This window comes from Brevundimonas sp. Bb-A, from assembly GCF_009394735.1.
In the GTDB taxonomy this organism is placed as follows: domain Bacteria; phylum Pseudomonadota; class Alphaproteobacteria; order Caulobacterales; family Caulobacteraceae; genus Brevundimonas; species Brevundimonas aurantiaca.
In genome coordinates, this window is the sequence record NZ_CP045456.1 from 1774977 (window position 1) to 1800135 (window position 25159).

At 65.8% G+C, this 25159-nt stretch carries 17 protein-coding genes; 13 read left to right on the top strand and 4 right to left on the bottom strand.

Features of this window, described 5'->3' with window-relative positions; all coding sequences use genetic code 11:
* Positions 1 to 2: 2 nt before the first annotated feature.
* From BSP_RS08790 to BSP_RS08840, 11 genes are all read left to right on the top strand, one after another.
* Positions 3 to 5462, top strand: coding sequence for a hypothetical protein (locus BSP_RS08790; protein WP_152949997.1), 5460 nt, complete (start codon positions 3 to 5; stop codon positions 5460 to 5462).
* 120 nt (positions 5463 to 5582) lie between these two features.
* Positions 5583 to 6965 carry a HAMP domain-containing sensor histidine kinase gene (locus BSP_RS08795; protein ID WP_227975900.1) on the top strand — a complete coding sequence of 461 codons (1383 nt, stop codon included), beginning with the start codon at positions 5583 to 5585 and terminating at the stop codon, positions 6963 to 6965.
* Positions 6966 to 7034: 69 nt separating this feature from the next.
* Complete coding sequence (locus BSP_RS08800; protein ID WP_152950000.1) at positions 7035 to 7967, top strand: retroviral-like aspartic protease family protein; 933 nt, start codon at positions 7035 to 7037, stop codon at positions 7965 to 7967.
* Positions 7968 to 8006: 39 nt separating this feature from the next.
* Positions 8007 to 8816 (top strand): DUF3307 domain-containing protein, encoded by an 810-nt coding sequence (locus tag BSP_RS08805; RefSeq protein WP_227975901.1) that lies wholly within the window; start codon positions 8007 to 8009, stop codon positions 8814 to 8816.
* Positions 8817 to 9510: 694 nt separating this feature from the next.
* Positions 9511 to 11709 carry a TonB-dependent receptor gene (locus BSP_RS08810; RefSeq protein WP_227975902.1) on the top strand — a complete coding sequence of 733 codons (2199 nt, stop codon included), beginning with the start codon at positions 9511 to 9513 and terminating at the stop codon, positions 11707 to 11709.
* Positions 11709 to 12956: a cytochrome P450 gene (locus BSP_RS08815; RefSeq protein ID WP_227975903.1), complete on the top strand. Its 1248-nt coding sequence runs from the start codon at positions 11709 to 11711 to the stop codon at positions 12954 to 12956. The genes BSP_RS08810 and BSP_RS08815 overlap by 1 nt, the downstream gene beginning before the upstream one ends.
* Before the next feature lie 10 nt (positions 12957 to 12966).
* On the top strand, positions 12967 to 13839 hold the full coding sequence (locus BSP_RS08820) for a helix-turn-helix transcriptional regulator (protein WP_152950006.1): 873 nt from the start codon (positions 12967 to 12969) through the stop codon (positions 13837 to 13839).
* On the top strand, positions 13839 to 15308 hold the full coding sequence (locus tag BSP_RS08825; protein WP_152950008.1) for an aldehyde dehydrogenase: 1470 nt from the start codon (positions 13839 to 13841) through the stop codon (positions 15306 to 15308). The genes BSP_RS08820 and BSP_RS08825 overlap by 1 nt, the downstream gene beginning before the upstream one ends.
* Positions 15309 to 15341: 33 nt before the next feature.
* The gene (locus BSP_RS08830) at positions 15342 to 16445 is read left to right on the top strand and encodes an NAD(P)-dependent alcohol dehydrogenase (RefSeq protein WP_152950010.1); all 1104 of its coding nucleotides are present in this window, start codon (positions 15342 to 15344) and stop codon (positions 16443 to 16445) included.
* 170 nt (positions 16446 to 16615) lie between these two features.
* Complete coding sequence (locus BSP_RS08835; RefSeq protein ID WP_152950012.1) at positions 16616 to 16930, top strand: 2Fe-2S iron-sulfur cluster-binding protein; 315 nt, start codon at positions 16616 to 16618, stop codon at positions 16928 to 16930.
* A 4-nt stretch (positions 16931 to 16934) separates the two neighbouring features.
* The gene (locus BSP_RS08840) at positions 16935 to 18134 is read left to right on the top strand and encodes an NAD(P)/FAD-dependent oxidoreductase (protein ID WP_152950014.1); all 1200 of its coding nucleotides are present in this window, start codon (positions 16935 to 16937) and stop codon (positions 18132 to 18134) included.
* Between the two features lie 8 nt (positions 18135 to 18142).
* Here the strand turns inward: BSP_RS08840 and BSP_RS08845 are convergent, their stop codons facing one another.
* Genes BSP_RS08845 through BSP_RS08860 form a run of 4 tightly spaced genes read right to left on the bottom strand, consistent with a single transcriptional unit; the run spans position 18143 to position 22732 of the window.
* Positions 18143 to 18946 carry an enoyl-CoA hydratase/isomerase family protein gene (locus BSP_RS08845; protein WP_152950016.1) on the bottom strand — a complete coding sequence of 268 codons (804 nt, stop codon included), beginning with the start codon at positions 18944 to 18946 and terminating at the stop codon, positions 18143 to 18145.
* Positions 18943 to 20013, bottom strand: a complete 1071-nt coding sequence (locus BSP_RS08850; RefSeq protein ID WP_152950017.1) for a phosphotransferase — start codon at positions 20011 to 20013, stop codon at positions 18943 to 18945. Before BSP_RS08850 ends, BSP_RS08845 begins: the two co-directional genes overlap by 4 nt.
* Positions 20010 to 21197 carry an acyl-CoA dehydrogenase family protein gene (locus BSP_RS08855; RefSeq protein ID WP_227975904.1) on the bottom strand — a complete coding sequence of 396 codons (1188 nt, stop codon included), beginning with the start codon at positions 21195 to 21197 and terminating at the stop codon, positions 20010 to 20012. The genes BSP_RS08850 and BSP_RS08855 overlap by 4 nt, the downstream gene beginning before the upstream one ends.
* Positions 21194 to 22732 carry an acyl-CoA synthetase gene (locus tag BSP_RS08860; RefSeq protein ID WP_152950018.1) on the bottom strand — a complete coding sequence of 513 codons (1539 nt, stop codon included), beginning with the start codon at positions 22730 to 22732 and terminating at the stop codon, positions 21194 to 21196. Before BSP_RS08860 ends, BSP_RS08855 begins: the two co-directional genes overlap by 4 nt.
* Before the next feature lie 390 nt (positions 22733 to 23122).
* On the opposite strand from BSP_RS08860, the gene BSP_RS08865 reads away from it, so the two are divergent.
* Positions 23123 to 23884 carry an SDR family NAD(P)-dependent oxidoreductase gene (locus tag BSP_RS08865; RefSeq protein ID WP_152950020.1) on the top strand — a complete coding sequence of 254 codons (762 nt, stop codon included), beginning with the start codon at positions 23123 to 23125 and terminating at the stop codon, positions 23882 to 23884.
* Between the two features lie 81 nt (positions 23885 to 23965).
* Positions 23966 to 25138: an acetyl-CoA C-acetyltransferase gene (locus BSP_RS08870; RefSeq protein ID WP_152950022.1), complete on the top strand. Its 1173-nt coding sequence runs from the start codon at positions 23966 to 23968 to the stop codon at positions 25136 to 25138.
* The last annotated feature ends 21 nt before the right edge of the window (positions 25139 to 25159 follow it).

Consider the following 25159-nt stretch of genomic DNA (forward strand, 5'->3'; position numbering starts at 1 on the left):
CTATGATCCTCCGCTCCCCAACCCTCTTCCTGGCCCTGGGCGCGAGCCTTTGCGGCGTGGCGCCGACGACGGTTCTGGCGGCGCCCCAGGTGGAGATGACCGCCTCCCCTATCGAGCCAGGCCTTTTGAACGCCGAGCGTCTCGACTTCGCCGCGGCGGACAGACTGTATGCGCGCGCTGTTCTGGCCGACGACCTGGCAGGCGTCATGGCGCGTCTCGATAGCCTGGCCGTGTCTCCCGACCGGAGCATCGCCTGTCGGGCCGCCGTGCTGAAGGCGGTGCTGCTATGGCGCGACGGTCAGGCTGAGGCGGCGGGCGACACCGTCTCAGCCGTCTTGACCCAATGCGAAACGACCGACGCCCTTCTGCTGCGGGCGCGTCTGCTGGACATTCAGGGCCAGGCCGGCGCCGCGACCGGCTTTTACGAACGCGCCCGCGCCCTGTCCGGCGATGCGGCCGAACGGATCATGATCGACCGCAGGTTGGCGGTGATCGGGGTGACAGGCCGTCGGCCGCTCGCCCTGGCCGAACTGGCTCAGGCCGGACCCGAGGCGGCCAATCGAGCGGCGGCTGTTTTGGGGTTGCTGGGACGCGCCGGAGACGCCCTCAGCCTGTATCGTCCCTCGGTCCAGGGTTACGCCGCAGCCGTCAGGCAGGCGGACTGGGCGGTCACGGCAGGCGACCGAACCGCCGCCGCCGCCGCCGCCTGGCGCGCTTTCGAGGTGGGGGCGACGTCGGAAGATCGATTGTACGCCTTGGCTCTTTTGGTCGAGGCCTATCGGACGGTGGACGATCTCGCTGGGGCCGAGAGGGATTTGGCTGGGCGGCCGCGTGGACCTGAGGTCGATCAGACTCGCCTCGACGTCCTCTTGGAACTGGGGCGCTACGACGAGGCAGTCGCCTTTGTTCAGGCCAGCGGAGACGCAGCCCTGCGCGAGCGGCTTCTCGGCGTGTTGCGCGCCGCCGGCCGCACCGACGAGGTCAAGGCGGAATACGCCCGACTGATCCGCGCCCAGCCCGCAGAGGCGCGCTGGTCGAACGACCTTGCCGCCCTCCATCTGCAACAAGGCGACGTGGACGGCGCGGTCGCCGTCTACAAGCTCTTCTTCGCCGCAAACCGGGATCGAGCCGAGGCCCAGATCGAGGCGGCGCGCCGTATGATCGCCATGGGGCTCGGCGATCAGGCTCGCAGTCTGCTGGGCGAGGCCGGCGCTCGTCCGGACCTGGCTGTTGCGGTGCGGCGCTTCGAGATCGAGGTCGCGATCGACCAGGGCAGGGACGCCGAGGCCGACGCCGGGCTGAAGGCCCTGCGCGCGCTTCGGCCGAACGATGTGGCGACACAGCTCGCAGTGGCCGAGGACTATGAACGTCTGGGCCGTCAGGATCAGGCGCTCGACACCCTGCTGTCGATCGAACGGGCGGGCGGCGTCCTGGACGACGACCAGCAGGCCCACATCGCCGAACTGGCGTATGCGGCCGGACGCCCCCAAGAGGCGCTGGATCGGTGGCGCAGCCTCTGGGCCCGGACCCAGCTTCCGGCCCGCAAGACCTATCTGCAGCGACTGATTATCCGGGCGGCCCAGAGGCTCGACCGCCTGGACGTCATCGGCGCGGAATTGGAGCAGCGGATCGCCAGCGGCGCCGCCGACGCGGGCGAGGTCAATCTCCTGGTCGAAATCCGCATCGCCCAGGCAGACGGCGCGGGCGCTGAACGCGCCATCCGGACCTACGCCGAACGCTCGGCTGCGGGCGAGGTACGCACCCTGGAGCAACTGGCCTCGGTTCAGGCGCGAATGCGCAACTACGCGGCGCTGAACCAGACCTTGGCGCGCCTTGCCGACAGAGATCCCCAAAATGCGGAAGCCTATCTTCGCCGGCTGATCATCAACGTCCTGCGGTTCCCCGACCCCGCCGAGAACGAGGCCGCGCGCAACGCCCGGATCGACGCCCTTTTGACCCGTATCCAGGGGACCGGTCGGCTGGACGGAGCCGATGCTGCGCGGTTCGCAGCCTCGATCTACACCTCCGGCTATCGGCTGGACGCCGCTCTGGTTCAGCACCGCCGCGCCCTGGCCCTGGCGCCGAACGACATCGACGCCTTGCTGGAATACACGGCCGCCCTCAAGGCGCGGGGCGATGTGGTCCAGGCCGCCGCCCTCTTGCAATACAAGGCCGAGACGGCCACCGACGAGGCGGGCTTTGTGGCCGCGGTCAACGGGCTGCTCGACGTCCTGGCGCCTGGCGGCCAGGGGAGTCCGCCCGTGCCGGCGGATCTGACGCAGGCGCGGCTCGGCTGGGCCAGACGCGCGGTTCTCGAACGCATTCTGACCTATGGCGACGATGTGCGCCTTTCGTCCCTGGTCGGGGACGTCAGCCAGGAACGGGGCGACTTCGACACCCAGAGACGGGCGCTTCAATCCTCTCTCGCGGTCGCGGGAGATCAGAAGCCCGCCGTCCTGCGTCAGCTGATCGCCCTGACTTCGCCCAGCGAGACCGGTGCTGGAGACCCGGCTCGCAAGGTCGTCTATGGGCGACGCCTGGTCGCCATGCACAAACCCTATCCGCCGGAATTCTACGCCGACTTGGCCAAGGCCTTCCTCGAACAGGGCGACGTCGCCGGCGCCGAGCGCGCCTTCGCCCTGATGGGCGATATGGGGGGGCTGGTGAATGTTGAGGCGCTGCGAGGCGAGGCCTATGCGGCCGTGGGGCGCCCCCAGGACGCCTTGGCCAGCTACCGCCTGGCTCTATTGCAGGATCAGGACAATCTCGATCTGTTGTCGCGGACGGCCGAGCTGATGGAGGCGCAAGGGCTGACGAACGAGGCGAGCGGCCTCTACTGGAAGGCGGTGAACCTGCTGATCCGTCGCCAACCGTCACGTCTGGTCGGAGACGCGCCCCCCAACCTGGACGCCGTTCAATACGGGCCGACCCTGATCGAAGGCCTGCTGCTGACCTGGCCCAGGGAGGACGACGCAGACCGGCTTGCGAGTTGGCGAGCGACCTTTGATGCGGCCATGGCGTCGTCAGAGGCGGATGGCGCTGAGCCCAAGCTGGCGGACGCTCCGCGCCTGGCCTTAGTCGTGGCGGTCAATCGTCGCTTGGCCGCCGCTCTGGACAAGCCGGTCTTGATCGAGGCCGAGGCGCCGTTGCAGGCCCTATATGGCGGCGACACGGCGTACCAGAGGGCGCTTGCCGCCTATCGAACCGATCCGACGGCCCATGCCGAGCAGAATCCGCTCGACGACCTCCGCCGTCAGGTCGCGCGTGACGGCGAGTTTGAACTGGACCTCGTTTTGGCCTTCGAGACAGGCGACCGTGCGCATATTCAGGGTTTGACGGCCCAGGCCATTGCAGAAGAGGCGCCTTGGCGTGCGGCGCGCGAGCTGGGCGCCGCAGCACCTCAGCCCAACGGCCTGATCATCTTGCTGATGAAGGCGGCGGAGTTCGCGTCGCCGTCCATGCTCCGCCAGGACATCCTGCCGCCGCTGCTGGCATCGGGTTTCAGCGACGACGTCTTCTTCGACCTCTATCGGATCGATCCCGAACGTCTGGCGCGTTTCGAATCGGCGGCCGGACGTCGGCTGATCGACGACGAAACCCTGATCAATCTCCTCGTCACCCGCGGGGGAGATCCCCTGCCGACGGCCTCAGCGGCGGGGCGTCGACGCGGCGGTCCCGATCCGCTGGATCAGATGGCGGCGCGGTTCGACGAAGATCGGCTGATCGGCTTCTATGAGACCCTGGTCGAGCGGATGATCCAGACCGGCGCGGTGTCCAGCTTACAGGAGGCGATCGCCGGCCGTCTCCTGGACCACCCTTTGTCCGCCGCCCAGAGAGAGCGCCTTCAGGCCGCGCTGATCCGGGATATCGGCGCCGATCGACCCAACTCGGACAATAGCGTGACCAACTTCACCGGCCTGCTTCTGCGGCTGGATGCGCCGGAGGGCAGCCGGGCGCTGCTACTGCAGGCGGCGCGGGCCGCGGCCTTGCGCTACCCGGACGGGACGCATCTGCCAGAGGTGCTGAGCGCCTGGTTCGAGGGAGAACGGAGCGCGAGCTTCGAAGCCTTGACCGCGCTGATCGAACAGGCGGACTCCGCCAATGACATCGGCCTGCAAACCCTGTTGCGCACCCGCTTCGCCGCCGAGCGGAAGGCGGCCTTCGACGCCTTCCTCGCGCGGTCTTCGGCGACCCGCGAAGAGACGGCGCGTTTTCAACGTCGTTTTCTTCGTGACGCCCTGAGGCAGGCCTCGCCCGATCCGGACGTGTTGGCGGCCTATCGTCGATTGGTGGTCTTCGAACCTGGCAACACGGCCTATGTCGCCGCTCTGATGACCTTGCAGGCCCAGTCCGGCGACGTCGCGGCCCTGGTCGATACAGCCCGTCCCTATGTCGCGGCCCATGTCGAGGACCAGGAGGCCGCTACGGTCTTGGGCTTGGCGCTCCGTCTTATCGGGGCCGACGCCGAGGCCGCTCGCACGGCGGAAGCCTCCAGCGTCGATCTGGACGACGCCGACTGGATCAGCCAGCTGTCGACACGCGCGAGCCAGCCCCGCTCCACTGAAGGCGAAATGCTCGGCGCATTCGGTCCCGTGTGGGAGGCCTATCAGCAGAAGTTCCCTGACGCTCCAGCCGTGCGGGCGCTCAAGACCGCAGAGCCCGAGTGGTCTCCGCTCGACGCTCGGCAAGATCGGCCGCTTGATCGTCTCGTCGCGGCGGACGGCGCGGCGGGTCAGGTTCTCCGTGGGCTCTGGAGAGAGACGACGCTGCGCGGTCGGGAAGATGGGGATACGGTCGCGCGCCAGTCGCTGATCGACGCCTTGGCGGATCCATCGGCGGCCCAATATGCGCCGCAAGTCGCGGACGCCCTGGCTCGTCGCGCCGAGGTCACGGAAGAACTGGAGGCGGAACTGTCCGTCTTGCCGCCGGCGAGTCAGGCGGTGCAGATGCGCCTCTACAGACAGGTCGCCCGGGGTCTCGTGGCGCAGGGCGCGGACATGTCTCGGCGAATGGACTTGGAGACGAGGCTCGGCGAAGGCGCCCTGTCGGTGCATAATTTGTCGCTCTATCTGGCCCTGGTCGAGGAGACGGCTTCGTCTCTGGATCCGACACGGCTCCGGGAGCTCCAAACCCGGCTCAGCGCGATGCCCTCGCCCTCGGCGCAGATGCGGTTGGCTATGGCGCGGGCGGCCGCGCGCTCGGGCGATCTGGAGGCGACCCAGGGGCTGCTCGAGGCGGCTCTGCTCCAGACCTTGTATCCGGCCGCTTCCGCCGCCCTGGAGCCCGGCGACCCGCCGCTGACGCCAACCGACCTGGTCGACGCCCTCTCGCTGTTGCCGGATCGCGTCGAAAGACGCCGCGCCCATGACGCCCTGGCCCAGCTTCTGGCTCGTCATGCGGACCGCGTCGCCGTCACTCATTTTGGCGCGCTCCCGCCATTGACCGAGGTAATACAGTCCTAGGGCGAGATCAGATCGGTTTCGCGCAACGTCGGGGCAGGCTAGGCTGCGACTGCGCCGATGGGCGAGGAGGACGGTTTGGGCTTTAATCCGCGGACCCTGCACAGGTCGATGTTTGGCCAGTTGGCGCTCATCACCGTGCTGTTCGTCGGGTTCGGCGTCTACTTCTTCACCATCCGGCCCCTGTTGTCCGTTGAACCCAGCGGGGTGGCGGATCCTCTGGCGCGCACGGCCACGCGCGCCTCAGACGTCCTGAGCCGTTTCGCCTTCGCCGAACGGGAAAAGCCTGGGTCGGGAGACGACCTGAGTCAGGATCCAGTTCTACGGGAGATCGAAGCTCATAATCCCAACTTTCGCTATTTCGTTCGGGTCAACGGCCAGAACTACAGGCGCGGGGAGGGTACGCCCTTCTTCATCAGCTTGGCCTTTGATCGGCTGGAGCGACAGAATCTTTCGGCGGCTTATGACGGTCTGTGTCTGAACACCGCCCGCGACGAGGTGGGCGGTCGGGGCAAGAGTTTCCTGGCCTACGCTGATTGCGGCGGGCAGCGAAGCTATTACGAATATGCGGGGATCGAGCACCCGACTACCACTGCAGCGGCCAGTTCGGCCCAGCTCTACGGCAAGTTCATCTGGAGCTACGGCGGGCTTTTTCTGTTCACTGTCGGGGCCGCCTTTGTCGTCTTCGCCGTCATCCTGCTGATCAATATGCTGAGAATCCGGCGCGTGGCGGCCATGGCGCGCGACCTGGATCCAGACGCCTTGCCGGGCTTGTTTCCCGAACGCGGGCTGCCGCTTGAGGTGACGCCGCTCGTCTCGGCCCTCAATCAGATGATTGTGAGCGTCGATGAGGCCCAGCGCCGCCAGCGCTTCTTTCTGTCCGCCGCTGCGCACGAGATGCGAACCCCGCTGACGGTTTTGCGCACCCGATTGGAAATCCTGGATGAGGGGCCGTTGAAGGATAAGCTGGTTTCGGATGTGCGTCGTTTGACCGATCTGGCCAACAAGCTTTTGACCCTGATGACCATCGGCGAGGCCGAGGACGCGATGCGGGAGACCGATCTGGTCACGGTCACGGGGCGAGTGGTCGGGGAGCGCGAGACGGTGGCGCGCAAGCGTGGTCTCGACCTGAGGTTCGAGCGCGAAGTCACAAGCTATCGCATCCGGGCGGACCCGGGTCTGGTCGAAACCGCCATCGGCAATGTGATCGACAACGCCCTGTCGTTTTCAGCAGAGGGGCAGGTCGTCACAGTACGCCTCGACAAGGCCGGCTGGGTGCGGGTTCGCGATCAGGGACCGGGAATTCCGGCGGATCAGGTCAAGGCCCTGTTCGAACCGTTCACGCGGATATCGACACGGGGCCGGAGCGGCTTTGGCCTGGGTCTGGCGATCGTGAAATCCGTCATCGACCGTCACAAGGGGGCTGTGGAGGTCAGTGCGCCGCCCGGAGGCGGAGCCGAGGTCGCGCTGAGATTCTCCCCGCTGCAGACCGAAGGGGATTTCTGACGAGCGGGTCGGGGCCAGCTTCCGACAAGCTGGCGGGTCTAAGCCTGACGGGACCATCAGGAGTCCGTCATGTCGCTTTCAGCCGTTATCGCCAGCTTGGCCCTGGCCGCCCAGTCGCCGGCTCAAACGCCTGGCTTGATCCTTTCCGTCGACGGTTCGTCGGGCGACGTTGCGGCGACGCCTGCGGCTCCTTCGACGGTATTGGGGCGAGACACCCGCGGGCGTCCTACCCTGACGGCCCGATTCAACGGCCAAGGCCCCTTCGCCATGGTGCTGGACACCGGCGCCCAGACCAGCCTCGTCTCGACCGGCCTGGCGGATGAGCTCGACTTGCCCGAACTCGACGGCGGACTGGGCGTCAACGGGGTGTCCGGGGCGGAACAGGCTCGTCTCTTTGCCGTGGATCGGTTCCAGACCGATCTGTTCGACGCGGACGCGGTCGCCGTTCCCGCTCTGCCGAACCAAGGCGTGACCGAGGCCCGGGGGATCGTAGGCATGGAAATGCTCGCTTCCGGGCGTCTGGTTTTCGACCAGATCGCCTATCGGATCCGCCTGGAGCCGTCCGGCGGCCCTCACGACGGGTACGCGGTGATTCAAGGCCGGCTGAACGACGCCGGCCTCCTGGTGGTTCCGGTGGAGATCGACGGGGTGAAACTGGATGCGCTTGTCGACACGGGCGCGGCGATTTCGGTGGTTTCGGGCGCCGCCGCCCAAGTTCTGGGCTGGGCTGAGGACGACCCGCGAATCAAGGCCGCAGGGGTCATGCGGGGCGCGGCGGGTCAGGGCGCTGCTGTTCAATCCGCCGTGGTCGGACATCTCGCGGTCGGTCCTGTGACCTTCCGGGACTTAAACCTCTTCTTCTCAGCCCAAGGCGGCCCCTCTACCGCCGACTTATCTCCCCCGACCTTTATTCTGGGGTCGGATTTGCTGAACAATCTTGAGGCCTTCGCGGTCGATTTTCCCAAGGCTCAACTGCTCATCCGGATCCCGAGCCGCGACTAGGGCGTCGCCATGGCGGGGGCGCCACATGAGCAGATCAGGATGAAACGGACTCTCGCTCAAATCGGGGGATCAGGAAGCGGGCACGTCATACCGTCTCGCGCTCATAGGCGCTCAAGCGTCGGGGCGAGCCTGAACCATCATGTTCGCCACGTAGCTCATGACGGCGACGCCCGATTAATTGAACACCGTCAACGCCGTCTTGGTCAGCCCGATGGTCGGCCGGCTTTCCGATCGTCGGGCTTCCAGCGCGACACTCTCGCGCCCCTGGCCCTGATGGCCGTCAGCCATTTCGCCATGGACTATGCCAAGACCCGTTGGCTGGGCGACCGGCTGTGGAGCTTCAGCCTGGATCAGGCGGTGCATATTTCGGTTCTGGTCGCCCTGGCCCTGGCCTGGCCCGACCTGGCGCGGCAGAGCCTCTGGGGCATGGCGCCGTCCGATGTCCAGCTTCAGATCTATGCGGTCCTGTCGGTCGTCTGCGGCGCGGTCGTCGGGGTTCCGGTTGGCGGCGTGGTGATCAAGAAGCTGGTGGAGCCGTTGGCGCCGACGTCGGCGCCGCCGAATGGACCGCTGCCGACGGCGCCGATCATCGGCATGCGCAGCGCCGGGCGCTACATCGGCTGGCTCGAGCGGGGGCTCACGATCACCTTCATCTTGATCGGCCATCCGGAAGGGGTCGGCTTCCTGCTGGCCGCCAAGTCCATCCTGCGCTTCCGGGACGTCCAGGATCAGACGGATCGTCACCAGGCCGAATATATCATCATCGGCACCTTCCTGAGCTTCGGCTGGGCCCTGTTCGCCGCGCTGGCGACCAAGGCCGCTCTGGCGCACTGGTTCGCCCCGCTCTGAACCGAGTTTGGCGGGGCGGCGCGACTAGCGGGATCCGCCCCGGTCGCGCGCCTCGTGCCTGTCCCTCGCTTGTTGAGGGGCGCGGCGCGCCTGGAAACGGTCCAGGGCCTCGGCCATCAGCCGGGTCTGGAGTGCGGCGCCCGGCGCCCAGGCCGGTCGGACGGCTGCGGCTCAGGCCCGGACCGTTGGCGTCGCCCAAACGCTCTCTGAGCTCCTGGGCGACGCGCAAGGCCTTCGGGGCGAAGACGACCGCCACGCCGCAGTTGGTGAGAATGTCCTCGGTGAGGTCGGGACCGTACGGCGACGATGGCGCAGCCAGGCCGGCCTGAGGGCCGAAGAGCGTGCGCCGGAGGCCGCGTTCAGATTGTCCGGGGTGGCGCCGCTTTGGCTTGTGTTGCTCTGGAGAAGCCCCCTCTGAAGCGATCTGTGTAGGGCCGGAAAAGCGATGTCGGATGGGGGGAACGTCGTTCGTTTTTCGCGGCTAGGCGAGCGTTGTGGCGTTCGGGCGGCTTGCAGCCTGCAAATCCGGCGAGCGCAAGATTTGTCAAATCTTGGAGCAAGCCCTGGCAAAGCCAATCCGCACAATCCGCCCTAGCGTCAAGAACAACAAAAAGGGCCGAGACACGGCTCATGTTCTAGGGAGGATGAAGATATGCGGACTCTACGTCAGAGGTGCGTTCTGCTTGCCATACTGATGACTTCGGTCGCGGGTGGGGCGCTTGCTCAAGAAGCGGCCCCGACGCAGCCCGGTCCGGCGGGCGCCGTCGACGACATCGTGGTGACCGCGCAGCGCCGTACTCAAGCGCTGTTGGATGTGCCGCTCGCGATATCGGCGCTCAACACCGAAACTCTCACTACCAAAGGCATTACCAACTCGGCGAGCCTGGCGACGGCCGTGCCCAATCTTCAGGTGTCCAGCCCCTACGGGAACACTCAGCCGAACTTCTCGCTGCGGGGCATCTCGGTTGCCAATGAATACAACGCCAACCAGGCCTCGCCGGTCGGCGTCTACATCGACGACGTCTATATCGCATCGCGCACAAGCCAGGGCATGGGCCTGTTCGACCTGGATCGGATCGAGGTGCTGCGCGGGCCTCAGGGCACGCTGTTCGGGCGTAACACCACCGGCGGCGCGATCAACTTCATCACCATGCGGCCGGATCTGGCGGGGACGGAAGGTCGGGTCGAAGCGGGCTACGCCAACTTCAATACCGTCAGCGCCCAAGGCGCATTCGAGACAACGCTGGTGGAGAACGAACTCGGAGTCCGAGCGGCGGTCAACTATGTCAAAGGCGATGGTCAGCTGAAAAACCTGGCTGCGAACGGGCGTGATTCCAACTCGGTCGATACGCTGCAGGGACGGCTGTCGGTGCGTTGGAAACCCAACGACGGTCCTGTGGACGTTAATCTGCGCGCCTATGCGGGGCGTGATCGCGGCGCCCAGGCCGGTATTCACGGGCTTTCTGGACCCGGCGACGGCACTGGGTTCTTCGAGATCAACGAGAACCGGGTCGGCGACAACAAGACCGAAGCCTGGGGCGTCGCGCTGAACGTCGCCGCAGAGCTGAGCCCGACGGTCACTGTGACGTCGATTACCTCCAAGGACGGCGGCAACCAGGATCTACAACAGGCCGCAGATGGTTCGTCGCTCGATCTCTTGGACATCAATTGGAAGTCGGACTTCGACCAGTTCAGCCAGGAGCTTCGGCTGAATTATGACACTGACAAGATCCATGCCGTCGTGGGCGGTTTCTACGGAACCGACGAGATCGTCACCGACAACCTGTTCAATATCGGCAGCGCTCTGGGGCCGAACGTCAACGGCGGCTTCTTCGAGCATTACAAGCAAACGCGAAAGTCGTGGGCGATCTTCGCACAATCGGACTTCGTCCTGACGCCTAAACTGACGGTCACGGCAGGTGTTCGCTACACTCAGGACGACGCCGAATATCGCGACGGTTACGCCTATCTGTTCGCCGGCGATATCGGTGGCGAGATGACGCCGTTGGCGTCCACCGTGCCCTGCGCAACGCCTGCCGGAACCTGCGCCTATGATCCGGCGGCGCGTTACAATATTGACGGTGACTCCGACGCCGTCACAGGGCGGTTGGCGCTGTCCTATACGTTCGACAACGGCGTGCACGCCTATGCCAGCTACAGCCGTGGCTATCGATCCGGAGCATTCAACGGCGGCGGCTATACGTCTTCGGCCGGTATTACTTTTATCCAGCCGGAGGAAGTAAACGCCTATGAAGCGGGTCTGAAGGGGCGGTTCATCGACGAGCGTCTCACCTTGTCGTCGGCGGTATTCTATTATGACTATTCGAACCAGCAGGTGCAGGATACCCGCGCCGGGCCGGTGTCGTTCCTGGTGAATGCGCCCAAGTCGGAAGTGTATGGCGGTGAGGTGGAGTTCGGATATCGCCCCATGCCCGATTTCAAGCTGAACGGCTCGTTGGGCTATCTGGATGCGACCTACAAGGAACTGACGCTCCAGGGCGTGGACCTCTCGGGCAATGATCTGCCGTTTGCGCCAAAGGTCACAGCGCAGCTGGGCTTCGATTGGACGTTTGTGCGACCGGCGGGCGGCGCACTGACGTTCTCGCCGACGGTCAGCTATTTCAGCCGCCAGTATTTCTCGCCGTTCAACGAGAAGAACGCCGCCGGGACGGGCCAGGTGAACTCGGAGCTGCAGCAGGACGCCTATGCAAAGGTCAACGCCTCGCTCTCGTGGGCGCGAGACGATCTGACGATCCGGGCCTTCGTCAACAACGCCTTCGAGAAAGAGACCTATTCTTATGGTCTGGACCTGCGAGGCGCGGGCTTCCCGTTCAACTTCCTGGTGCCGTCTGCTCCCCGCACCTATGGCCTGACGATCTCGAAGGCCTTCTGATGGCGATGCTCTCCAGCCAGGCGCCCTTCGACGTGCCGGATCTGAAAAACCCGGATCTCTACGTCGACCAGATGCCGCACGACGTCTTCGCGACCTTGCGTCGCGAAGCTCCGGTCCATTGGAATCCCGAGGTGGACGGCGCAGGCTTCTGGGCGGTGACGCGACATGCGGATATCGTCGAGGTGTCCAAACAGCCGCTGTTGTTCTCGTCGGCCTACGACAACGGCGGCCACCGGATCTTCAACGAGAACGAGGTGGGGCTGACGGGGGCGGGGGATTCTGCAGTTGGCGTCCCCTTCATCTCGATCGACCCGCCGACCCATACCCAGTATCGCAAGGTGATCATGCCGGCGTTGTCGCCTGTGCGGCTTGGCGACATCGAGACGCGCATCGAAGAACGCGTCGAACGGCTGCTGGATCAGATCCCCCTGAACGAAGTCGTCGATCTGGTGCCTCTACTGTCGGCGCCGTTGCCGCTGCTGACCCTGGCCGAGCTTCTGGGCGTCCCGTCTGAACGCTGGAAGGACCTCTATCACTGGACCAACGCCTTCGTGGGCGAAGACGATCCTGAGTTCCGCCAGTCGGCCGAGGCGATGGGGGCGGTCATGGCCGAGTTCTTCGCCTTCAGTCAGGACTTGTTCGAACGCCGTCGCGCCGCGCCCGGACCGGACATCGCCAGCCTGCTGGCCAATGCCGAGATCGACGGCCAGCCGGTCCCGTTCCGTGACTTCGTCGGCAACCTGATCCTGGTGCTGGTCGGCGGAAACGAGACGACGCGAAACTCGCTGAGTCACACCATCCTCGCCCTGTCGAAAGACCCGTCGCAGTGGGACCTGATCAGGGCGGATCCTGATCTCTTGAAGACCGCGACGGCCGAGATGGTGCGGCACGCCAGCCCCGTCATCCATATGCGCCGCACGGCGACCGAGGACACGGTCATCGGCGGCCAGGCGGTGCGCAAGGGCGACAAGGTCGTGGTGTTCTACGCCTCGGGCAATCGGGACGAGGCGGTGTTCGAGAACGCCGATCGGTTCGATCTGACCCGCAAGGGCGTCGTCCATGTCGGGTTTGGCTCCGGTCAGCACGTTTGCGTGGGCTCGCGGCTGGCGGAAATGCAGTTGCGAGTGGCCTTCCGGCTGCTGGCCAGACGGGTAGGGCGTTTCGAAGTTGTTGCGCCGCCTCGCCGTTTCAGATCGAACTTCATCAACGGACTGAAGAACCTGGATACCAGGCTGGTCCCTGCTTGAGGAAGCGACCATGGCGGACGACGACTGGGCTACAGAAGCGATCATTAGCGATACGCTGTGCGATAAGCCGGATATCGCGCTCGGCGGTCCGGCCGAGGGCTGGCGCCTGTCGCGCTGGCGACGGTTCGTCGGCAGCTATGCCTTGCCGCCCCTTCCGACGCCCGTTTTCGTCATGCACATCGGCGGCAAGCCGGTGAAGACCTGGGACCGGGACGGGTGGACGGGCAACAGCTCCATGCCCGGCGACGCGACCATAGTGCCGGCGGGAATGGCCTCACGCTGGCGGGTAGATGGGGAACTGGACACGGTCACCCTGAGCCTTGCGCCGCATTTGTTGAACGCTTCGCCGCATTCGGCCCGGTTCCAGCAACTTCGTTTCGCCTTCTCAGACGCCTTGGGGGCCGCGCTGACGCGCCAGGTGCTGTCGGAGCTCTATACGCCGGACTCCGTCGAACGAGATGGGTACGTTGCCACCCTGATGACGGCGCTTACGTCTCATGTCCTCAGAGGCGCTGATCGTGCTCATGCCCCGTTGATCCCGACGTCATCCAACTCTTCATTCCGGCTCCATACAGTCATGGATCAAGTGAAGAAGGCGCCGGAGGCCGATCACAGCCTTGAGGAGATGTCGGCTGCAGCAGGGCTGACGCCCTCGCATTTCTGCCGGGTCTTCCGTCGCGCGACTGGCACTACGCCGCATCAGTTCGTCATGCGGACCAAGCTGGATCGCGCCCGGTTTCTGCTCGGTGCGTCGGAACTGTCGATGGCGCAGATCGCCGACAGTCTGGGCTTCAAGAGCCAGAGCCACTTCACCCGCAGTTATCGCCAGTATTTTCAAGAGACGCCGAGCGACTACCGCCGGCGCGGCAAGGAGGCCGCTTGATGGCCAGTCTTCAGGGTTTCGACGATCTGGTGTTGCCTGAGCTGAGGCTTCGGGCGGGCGGCGACGCCTTGTGGGTCGGGACCACTTTTGACGACGAAGATCCGTCCCGCGCCCAGGTATTCGCGCAGATCCCTGAGGCGTCCGCATCGGACGTCGACGCCATCGTCGAGGGCGCCTGGATCGCCCTGAAGTCTCCGGCCTGGCGCGATCTGATCCCGCTGCAGCGCGAAGCCCTGTTGCACAGATTCGCCGACGCCATCGAAGCCGATCTGCCGAGACTGGCGGCGCTGGAGGCGCTGGACGCGGGCAAGCCCATCTCGATTGCCGAGACCATCGACATCCCGGCGACGGTGGGATGGCTGCGCGCCTATGCCGGATGGCCGTCCAAGATCCAGGGGCGGGCCGGGGGTCTGGCGGCGTCTCCGGCCGGGCATCATGTCTATACGCGGCGCGAGCCGGTCGGCGTCGTCGCCGCGATCACACCCTGGAACTTCCCGTTGGTGCTGTCTATGTGGAAGATCGCCCCCGCGCTCGCGGCAGGGTGCACCGTCGTTTTGAAGCCCGCGCCGGAAACCAGCCTGTCGGCGCTGCGCCTGGCCGAACTGGCGGTGCAGGCCGGACTGCCCGCGGGCGTCCTGTCGGTGGTCACGGGCGGCGGGGATGCCGGCGCACGGCTGGCCGCGCATCGGAAGATCGCCAAGGTGGCCTTCACCGGATCGACCAGGACGGGGCAGTCGGTGCTGTCGGCGTCGATCCCCGATCTGAAGCGCGTGACGCTGGAGTTAGGCGGAAAATCGCCATCGATCATTTGCAAGGACGCGGATCTGGCCAAGGCGATCCCCGAGGCGGCCTTCGGCTGTTTCTTCAACTCGGGACAAGTCTGCTACGCGGGCACACGGCTTTATGCGCATCGGTCGATCTATGAGGAGACGCTGGCGGGTCTGGCGGCGACGGCGGCGGCCTTGCCGATGGGCGTAAGCTCTGATCGTGGCGCGCAGCTCGGCCCTCTGATCAGCGCGCGCCAATATGACCGGGTCGCTGGCTTCGTCGATCGCGCTTTGGCGTCGGGTGTTCAACGATATGGGGACGCGCGCGTCGTCCCGGACCAAGGGCATTTCTATCCGCCGACCATACTGCGCGACGTGCCCGTCAACGCCGAGGTGGCCCGCGAAGAAGTGTTCGGCCCGGTGCTGTCGGTCACGCCCTTTGACGAATTCGACGAGGCCGTCGCGATGGCCAACGACAGCGACTACGGCCTAGCCGCCCACGTCTGGACCCGCGACCTGGGCGTCGCGCATCGGGCGGCGGCGGAGCTGGAAGCCGGCACCGTGTTCGTAAACTGCATTCTTGCCGCCGATCCGGCCTTCCCGTTCGGCGGGACGAAGCGGTCGGGCATCGGACGGGAAAACGGGCCGGACGTGCTCGACGCCTACCTCGAATCCAAATCCGTGGTCGTGGCCCTGCCGTGATCCCTCCCTGTTTCGCCTTCCCAGGATAGACATATGCAGATCACCGCCGCCATTGCCCGAAAGCCGCACGCGGACTTCTCCGTCGAAACCGTCGAGATCGAGACGCCGCGCGCCGACGAGGTCTTGATCCGGATCACGGGGGTCGGACTTTGCCATACCGACCTGATTGCGCGCGACGGCTTCATTCCTGTCACCTTGCCGGCCGTGCTGGGCCACGAGGGGGCGGGGATCGTTGAAGCGGTCGGCTCCAGCGTGACCAAGGTGGCGCCGGGCGACCGCGTGGTGCTGAGCTTCGCCAGTTGCGGACACTGTTCGCGATGCGATGATCACCTGCCTTCCTATTGCCGGGAGTTTCCGGCCTTGAACTATGCGGGTGCGCGAAAGGACGGCTCGACCGGCGTCAGTCTCGGCGGTCAGCCGATCTCGGCAAACTTTTTCGGACAGTCGTCCTTTGCGAGTCACGCCCTGGCGTTCGAGCGCAATGTCGTGAAGATCGAGGACGCCGATGCGCCGCTCGAAATCCTGGGTCCGCTGGGCTGCGGGTTTCAAACGGGGGCCGGGGGGATCATGCGCTCCCTGGCCTGTCCGGCGGGATCGACTCTGGCTATTTTCGGCGGAGGTCCGGTGGGGCTTTCGGCCGTCATGGGCGCCGTCATCCAATGCTGTGGGACCATCATCCTGGTCGAGCCGATCAAGGCGCGGCGCGATCTGGCCTTAGAACTGGGCGCGACCCACGTCATCGACCCGGCGACGGGCGACGTGGTCGAGGCCATCCGGGCCATCCTGCCTGACGGCGTCGACTACGCCCTAGAAACCAGCGGGCGTGAGCCGGTGGTGGAAGGGGCCTTGGCCAGCCTGGCCAGCCACGGCGTCCTCGGGCTGGTCGGGGTGCCCCCTAAGCCGGAGAGCAGCGTCGCGATCAATCTGGCCGGTCTGATCACCTATGGGCATCGCATCCAGGGGATCATCGAGGGCGACAGTGATCTGGACGGCTTCATCCCGGAGCTCGTGGCTCTGCATCGCGAGGGGCGGTTCCCGATCGAGAAGCTGACCAAGACCTGGCCGCTGTCCGAAATCAACGCCGCCGTCGAGGCGCAACACAAGGGTGAATGCGTGAAGGCCGTGCTCATTCCCTGATCCTCATTCGCGACGGCGGCGCCGTCGCCACCCTCTTCCTCCCCGGAAACTCCCGCCGATCGCCGCTAGGCTGCGAGCGGTCGGCGGGACCTTTTCTGAAAGCCGAGCCTGATGCCCACCGATTCACCCATTCAGAGCCGCCGCAAGGCCGTCTTGCAGGAGCAGGGCTGATGCCGGCCGTTACCGTAATCCTGCGCGAGGGCGACGCCGTTTCGGTCGATGCCGAGATCGGTTCTTCGGTCATGGAGACCATCCGCAACGCCGGCATCGACGAGGTCGTCGCCCTCTGTGGCGGCTCGTGCTCGTGCGCGACCTGTCACGTGTTCGTTGAGGCGAACCAAGGGGCGTTGCCGGAAATGGCGGCGGACGAGGCCGACATGCTGGAGTGCAGCCTGTATCGCCAGCCGAACTCCCGCCTGTCATGCCAACTGCCCGTCACGGCGGAAATGGCGGGGCTGGTCGTTCGCATCGCGCCAGAGGAGTAGGGCGATGAGCGACGGCGAACATTCGTCCGATGTCCTGATCGTCGGCGGTGGGCAGGGCGGCGCACAGACCGCCATCTCGCTTCGCCAACTCGGGTTCGGCGGCTCGATCACCCTCATCGGCGACGAGCCGGAGCCGCCCTATGAGCGGCCGCCGCTCTCGAAAGAATATTTCGCCGGCGAGAAGACATTCGAGCGGCTACATCTTCGACCCGCGACATACTGGACCGAAAAAGCCGTCACGCTGATGACGAACGAGACGGTGGTTCAGGTGGATGCGCAGGCCCAGACCGTGCAGACGGCGTCGGGCCGTGTCGTGCGCTATGGCGTGCTTGTCTGGGCGGCTGGCGGATCGCCGCGAAGGATGAAGTGCGACGGCGCGGATCTGGCAGGGGTCCATTCCGTGCGCAGCCGGGCGGACATCGACGCCATTCTGGCCGAGCTGCCCGGCGTAAAACACGTGGTCATCGTGGGCGGCGGCTATATCGGTCTGGAAGCCGCGGCCGTTCTTAGGAAGTTTGGCAAGTCGGTAACCCTGGTGGAAGCCCAGGCCCGGTTGCTGGCGCGGGTGGCGGGCCCCACCCTTTCCGATTTCTTCGCTGACGAGCATCGTGCGCAGGGCGTGGATGTTCGGCTGGGCGTCGGCGTCGCCTGTTTCGAAGGGCAAGGCCGGGTCAGCCATGTCGTGCTGGCGGACGGCGAGCGGATCGAGACCGATCTGGTGATCGTCGGGATCGGCATCACGCCCAATGTTGCGGTCCTGGCCTCTGCGGGCGCCGAGGTGACGAACGGCATAGACGTCGATGGACGATGCCGGACCAACCTGCCCAATGTCTTCGCCATCGGAGACTGCGCCAACCAGGCCAGCAAGTTCGCCAGCGACGCCAGGGTCCGTATCGAGTCCGTGCCCAGTGTGTCGGAACAGGCAACGACGGTTGCGCGCGAGCTGACGGGGCAGGGCCGCGATCATGACGCCCTGCCGTGGTTTTGGTCCAATCAGTATGACCTGAAGCTCCAAACCGTCGGACTCTCGAACGGTCATGACGCCGAGGTCGTACAGGGCGACCCGGCCACGCGGAGCTTCTCGGTGGTCTATCTCCGCGAGGGGCGGATCATCGCCGTGGACGCCATCAACGCCGCCAAAGCCTTCATGAAAGGTCGCGGCTGGGTCTCCACCGGCGCATCCGTCGAAGTCCTGTCGCAGTAGAAGCGCCGTCATCCACCGGCGGCGGACGAAATGAAATCCGACGGCCGGCGCTCGACGAAGGCGGCGATCCCTTCGCGGCTTTCGGCGGACCGGCCCGCCCGCGCGATCATCCTCGCCTCGGCTTCCAGGTGGCTTTCCAGCGAAGCGCCATAGGCTCCGAGCAGGAGTTCGCGCGTGCGACCCCAGGCGCACACGGCCGAACGGGATAGTCGCTCGATCAACTGGTCGGCTTCAGCGGAAAGTGTTTCGGCGTCGAAGACGGAGGTTACAAGTCCCAGGTCGGCGGCCGTTGCCGCGGGCAGAGTCGGATCGGTCAGCATCAGCTCTTGGGCGCAACGCAGACCGATCAGGCGGGGCAGAAGCCAGGTCGCTCCCCCATCCGGTGACAGGCCGAGCTTGCCGTAGGCCAGGGTGAAGCTGGCGTCTGGCGACGCCAAGGCGATGTCGCCCAGCAGCGCCAAGCTGAAACCGGCGCCGGCCGCCGGGCCGTTGACGATGGTGACCAGGGGCTTCTCCATCCGCGCCAAGCGGGAGATCGCCGAGTGCAGGTAGCTGGTCAGTTCTTTCAGGAGCTGAGGAATCCTGTCCCCGGCCGAGGCGAAAAGCCGAACATCGCCGCCGGCGCAGAACATGCGGCCGGCCCCCGTCAGCACGACGCACCGGACCTCCGGATCCTCGTCGCAGGCGATCGCGGCCTCCATCAAGGCTTTGGCCAACTCGATGTTGATGGCGTTTCCGGCCTTGGAGCGATTGAGGATCAGGCGAACGACCGAACCCTCGCGTTGGATCAGCAGCGGAGCGTCGTCCGTCATGGTTGGGCCTGCATGGCTTGTTGGAGCGCGATTTTGGAGATGATGGGCAGGGTGGCGATCATCTCGCGGGCGTGCGCAGATGAGGCCGTGCCGCGGGCGATGCGCGCCTTGATGCCGTGGAAGATCGCGGCCAGGCGGAAGAGGTTGAAAGCGACGTAGAAGTCGAGGTTCGGCACGGCGTCGAGGCCCCGTCGCCGCCGATAGAGATCGACGTATTCGGCCTCGGTCGGCAGGTTGAGCGCGCCGATGTCCGCACCGACCAAGCCCGTCAGCATCGTCGGCGGGATCCGGTACATCATCATGTTGTAGGCGAAGTCGGCGATCGGCTGTCCAATGGTGGACAGCTCCCAGTCGAGGACGGCGACGATGCGCGGCTCTGTCGGGTGGAAGATCATGTTGTCGATGCGAAAATCGCCGTGGACGATAGAGGGCGCGCCATCCGGCGGCATATGCTCCGGCAGCCATGCGATCAGGGCTTCCAGATTGGGCTCCGTACCCGCTTCGGCGAGATCGGCTTCGTACTGGCGAGTCCAGCGCTTGACCTGGCGAGCGACATAGCCGTCAGGGCGGCCGTAGTCTTCCAACCCGATGGCGCGATAGTCGATCTGGTGCAGCCGGGCCAGAGTGTCGGCCATGGCCGCGAAATAGGCGGGGCGATCCTCGGCGGCGATATCGGGCAGGGTCGCATCCCAGAAGATCCGGCCCTCGACCAGGTCCATCACATAGAAGGCCGTGCCGATGACGCCAGGGTCCTCGCAGAGGCCGTGGACGTGGGGGACGGGAAAATCGACCGTGCCCAGCGCGGTCAGGATGCGCGCCTCACGCTCGACAGCATGGGCGCCGTCGGCGAGCCGTCCGGGCGGCTTGCGTCGCAGCACATAGTTCCGGCCGGGGGTGGACAGCCGGTAGGTCGGGTTCGACTGCCCGCCCTTAAACTGATGCACCGTCAGGGGACCGACGAAGTCGGGAATGGTCGCCGCCATCCATTCGGTCAAGGCCGCCTCGTCGAATCGATGCCTTTCGCCGACCTCGGCGAAGCCGGCGTTTGGGTTGGCTGCTTCGGTCATTGGGATACTCCTGCCGCCTCGGCGTGGGAGCGGGCCTCGCGCTTGATCGCCTTAGCCAGGCTCCATTTGTGGACCTCGGTCGGGCCGTCATAGATCCGGAAGGCCCGCAGTTCGCGAAAGACCTGGCCGACAATGGTGTCGTCGGTGACCCCGGTCCCGCCCATGACTTGAACGCAGCGGTCGGCGACAGCATAGAGGCCCTCCGATACCGCGACCTTAGCCATCGAACTTTCAACGGCGCCCAGCACGCCGGTGTCGAGCACCCCGGCGCACCAGTCGATCATCAGTTCGGCCTGTTTCAAGGCGATCTGGTTCTCCGCCAGCATGAAGCCGACGCCCTCGTGGTCGATCAGGGGCTTGCCGAAGGCTTGGCGTTTGACGGCGTAGGCGACGGCGATCTCATGGGCGCGGGTGCAGGCGCCCAGCCAGCGCATGCAGTGGGACAGTCGGGCAGGAGCCAAGCGTACCTGAGCGTATTTGAAGCCCTCGCCGCTGTCGCCCAGCATCTGGTCGGCGGGAAGGCGCAGGTTCTCGATGGTCACCACGGCATGGCCGCCTGGCATCGAGGTGTCGATCGTGTTCAGGATGCGGTCGATCCGGATCGCCGGGTCCGGCAGATCGACCAGGAACATACAGGCGCCGTCCTCGGACTTCGCCATGACGATGCCGATGTCAGCGCCCTCTGCGCCGGTGATGAAGGCCTTTCGGCCGTTGATGACCCAGTGATTGCCGTCGAGGCGGCAGGTCGTCTTCATCATCGACGGGTCCGACCCGGCGCCGCCTTCCTCCGCTGGCTCTGTCATGAAAAAGGCCGAGCGCGCCCGCCCTGAAACCAGGGGCTCCAGGAACCGGGCCTTCATTTCCGGCGATGCGACCTTGCCAATCAGGAACATATTGCCCTCGTCCGGGGCGGCGACGTTGACGGCGAGGGGGCCCAGCGGCGACAGGCCCGAGGCCCGCAGGACCACAGCCGTCTCTCGCTGCGTCAGGTGGGAACCGTCAGGGCGGATGTGCGGTGTCAGAACCCCGGCGTCGCGCGCCAGGTTGCGAAGGTCCTGGACCAGATCGTCGGAGGGGCCGTGAGCGGAACACCGCGCGTCGGTCTCGAAGGGGGCGACGACGTCGCGGACGAAGGATTCGACGCGGGCGGCGATGTCGCGTGCCTCGTGGGAAATCGTGCTCAAGAGACAGCGTCCTTTGCGTGGTAGTCGTCGCGGATCAGGCGTTTGAGCAACTTGCCCGTGGGTTCGCGAGGCAGGGTCTGGCGGAAGTCGACCTGACGAGGCGTCTTGACCCCGCCCAGGTGCTCTCGGGCCATACGGGTCAGTTCTTCAGCCAGCGCAGGACCGGCGTCGCTCCAGCTGGTCGGCTGGACGACCGCCACCACCCGTTCCCCCATCTCATCGTCCGGGGCGCCGACGACGGCGACATCCGCGACCAGGGGATGGGTGATCAGTAGGTTCTCGATCTCCTGCGGGTAGATGTTCACCCCGCCTGAGATGATCATGAAGCCCTTGCGGTCGGTCAGGAACAGATAGCCGTCTTCATCCAGATGGCCGATATCGCCCAAGGTCGCCCACCCTTGAGGACTGTAGGCCTTAGCCGTCTTCTCGGGATCCTTATGGTAGGCGAAGGCGGGGCCGTCGGAGAAATAGACATCGCCCGCCACGCCGACCGGCTGTTCTTCAAAACGCTCGTTCAGGATGCGGACCTTGCCGAGCACCGCACGGCCCACAGAGCCTGGCTTGGCCAGCCATTCCTCTGCGGAAAGGGCCGTGATGCCGCAGGCCTCCGTGCCTGAATAATATTCGTGGAGGATCGGCCCCCACCAGCTCATCATGGCCTGTTTGACCGGCACGGGGCAGGGCGCTGCGGCGTGCACGGCGGCCGTCATGCTGGAGACGTCGTACCGCGCTCGCACCTCCTCGGGCAGTTTGAGCATGCGCACGAAGTGCGTCGGGACCCAGGTGCTGGCGGTGACCCGGTAGCGCTCGACGAGGGCGAGCGCTTGTTCGGGATCGAACTGGTTCATGACCACGACCGTTCCGCCCAGTCGGTGCACCGTCATCGCCCAGCGCAGCGGCGCCGCGTGATAGAGAGGCGATGTCGAGAGATAGATGGTGTTCTCGTTCATGCCGTAGAGATCGCGCCCCATGGCCATAAGGCCGGTCGGGGCGTCGAGCGGGCCGTCCGGCAGCGACGGTCGAACGCCTTTTGGTCGTCCGGTCGTGCCTGACGAATAGAGCATGTCGGTCCCTGGGACAGCGTCCTCCAGCGGGCGGTCGGAAAAGGCTGAACGAGCGGCCGACCAATCCTGCAGTCCGCTTTGGCCGGTTATAGAGAAGGAGGCGATATCGAGGTTGGACGCAGCAGCCCTTCCGCAAGCCGCCAGACGATCGGAGACGATCATCAGCCGCGCATCGGCATCTCGCAGAATGTAGGCGAGGTCGCCCACACTGCTCTTTGTGGACAGGCTGGTCAGGAAGACGCCGATCCGCTGGGCGGCCCAAGCGATCGTGAAGGTCTCGAAACTGTTGTCGAGCACGACAGCGACGACATCGCCGCGCTTCAGCCCGAGCTCGCGCATCAGCCGCGCGCCCTGGTTGGCCGATGCCTCCATCTCGGCATAGGTCATCACCTCGCCGCTCTCGGCGAGAATGCAAGCGGCTTTGTCGGGGACCCGCCGGGCATGGCCCTGCGGGTGTGTGGCCTCCGCCATGAACGACATCCTCCTCGTCCGGGTCGCACGCCAGGCTCGTCCCCGGCCGCCCGATAATCTTGTTGAGGGATGCGAGCCGCAGTCGGGGCGGTGAAGCAAGGGGGCCGCAAGAAACGTCAAATCTTGCGGCAAGGGAGGGCAAAGCCTTCGAAGCCGATCAGACGTAGCGTGATTTTAACGACAGCGCGGAATGCGCGGCGATCCCTCGTGGAGGAAAAATTGCGGAACCCATCATGCCCGGGGCACCCTGGTCGGTGTCGCTGAACGCGACGTCGTCCCGCACTCGCGAACCCGAAGCCGCCTTCGGGCGCTTGTCCCACTCTCCGTGCCCCGCCTGGCGTCGTGATCGGCCGCCTTCGGGGCGGTCATTTGCCGAGAAAGACTGAACTCATGAATATCGCTGGACACGCCGCCATCGTCACCGGAGGTGCTTCGGGCCTGGGCGGCGCGACCGCCGCTCGTCTCGCCAGGGCCGGCGCCAAGGTCACCATCCTCGACCGCAATGCCGTGCTGGCGGCCGAAACCGCCGAGCGTATCGGCGGTCGGTTCGCGGTGGTCGATGTCGCGGACGAGGCGGCTGTCGCCAACGCCCTGGACGAGGCGGAGGGCGTTTACGGCAAGGCGCGCATCCTAGTGAACTGCGCCGGCATAGGTCCGCCCGCGAAGGTCATCGGTCGCGACGGCAAGGCGCTGCCGCTGGCGGACTTCGTCAGCATAATCACGGTCAACCTGATCGGCAGCTTCAATGTCTTGTCTAAGTTCGCCGAACGTCTGCACGATGCTGAGCCTGTCGGCGAAGAGCGCGGTGTGATCGTCAATACCGCCAGTGTCGCGGCCTTCGACGGTCAGATCGGACAGGCCGCCTATTCCGCGTCCAAGGCGGCGATCGCCGGCATGACCCTGCCTATCGCGCGAGAGTTCGCCCGCTATGGCATACGTGTGGCGACCATCGCGCCGGGCTTGTTCCTGACGCCGCTCCTCGCCACCCTGCCTCAGGAGGCCCAGGACTCGCTGGGTAAGCAGGTGCCGTTCCCCGCCCGTCTCGGCGACCCCGACGAATACGCCCACCTGGTCGAGTCCATCGTCACCAACGCCATGCTGAACGGCGAGACCATCCGACTGGACGGCGCCATTCGTATGGCTCCCCGCTGAGGATCGGGACGGTGAGCAGCACCTCTGAACCGATGGGACGCTCATTCGGGCCTTCTGTCACGCCCGCAAGGAGAGATCTGAATGGCTGAGGCCTATATCGTCCAGAGCCTGCGCACCGCAGGGGGGCGTCGCAACGGCCGTGTGTCCGACTGGCATCCTGCGGACCTTGGGGCCGAAATCCTGAACGCCCTGGTCGATCGCTCTGGCATCGATCCGGCCGCCGTCGAGGACGTCATCATGGGATGCGTCACCCAGGCCGGCGAGCAGGCATTCGCGTTTGGCCGTAATGCGGTTCTGGCCTCGCGCCTGCCGGAGTCGGTTCCGGCTCTGACCATTGACCGCCAGTGCGGCTCGTCTCAGCAAGCCGTTCAATTCGCCGCTCAGGCCGTCTTGAGCGGGACCCAGGACGTGATCATCGCCGCAGGCGCCGAGAGCATGAGCCGGGTGCCGATGTTCACCAACATGTCCTTCCATCAGGAGAAGGGGATCGGCGAAGGGCCGCTGAGCGCCCGGATCAAGGCCCGTTACGGACGCGACGTCTTCAGCCAGTTCGAAGGCGCGGAGATGATCGCCAAGAAATACGGGTTCGACCGCGATACCCTGGACGCCTACGCTCTGCGCAGCCACCAGCGGGCGACGACGGCGACGCGAGCCGGCGCCTTCGACGCCGAGATCGTGCCGATCGAGGTCCAGACGCCCGACGGCCTCACATCGCATACGACGGATGAAGGCATCCGCTACGACGCCACGATAGACAGCATAGGGTCCGTGAAGACCCTGGTCGAAGGCGGCGTGGTCACGGCTGCGAACGCCAGCCAGATCTGCGACGGCGCCTCGGGCGCGCTGATCGTCTCGGAAGCGGCTCTGAAGCGTTACGACCTGACCCCGATCGCCCGCATCCATAACTTCACGGTCACCGCCGGCGATCCCGTCATCATGCTGGAAGAGCCCATTCCGGCGACGAAGCGGGCGCTGGACCGCGCGGGACTGCGTATTCAGGACATCGACCTCTATGAGGTAAACGAGGCCTTCGCCCCCGTGCCCTTGGCGTGGCTCCAGGCGTTGGACGCCGATCCGGACAAGCTAAACGTCAACGGCGGGGCGATCGCCCTCGGTCATCCTCTCGGCGCATCGGGGACCAAGCTGATGTCGACCCTGATCCACGCCCTTAGGGCGCGCGGCAAACGCTATGGCCTGCAAACCATGTGCGAAGGCGGCGGCGTCGCCAATGTGACCATCGTGGAGGCGCTGTGATGAGCCGGGTCCGTCTGCAGG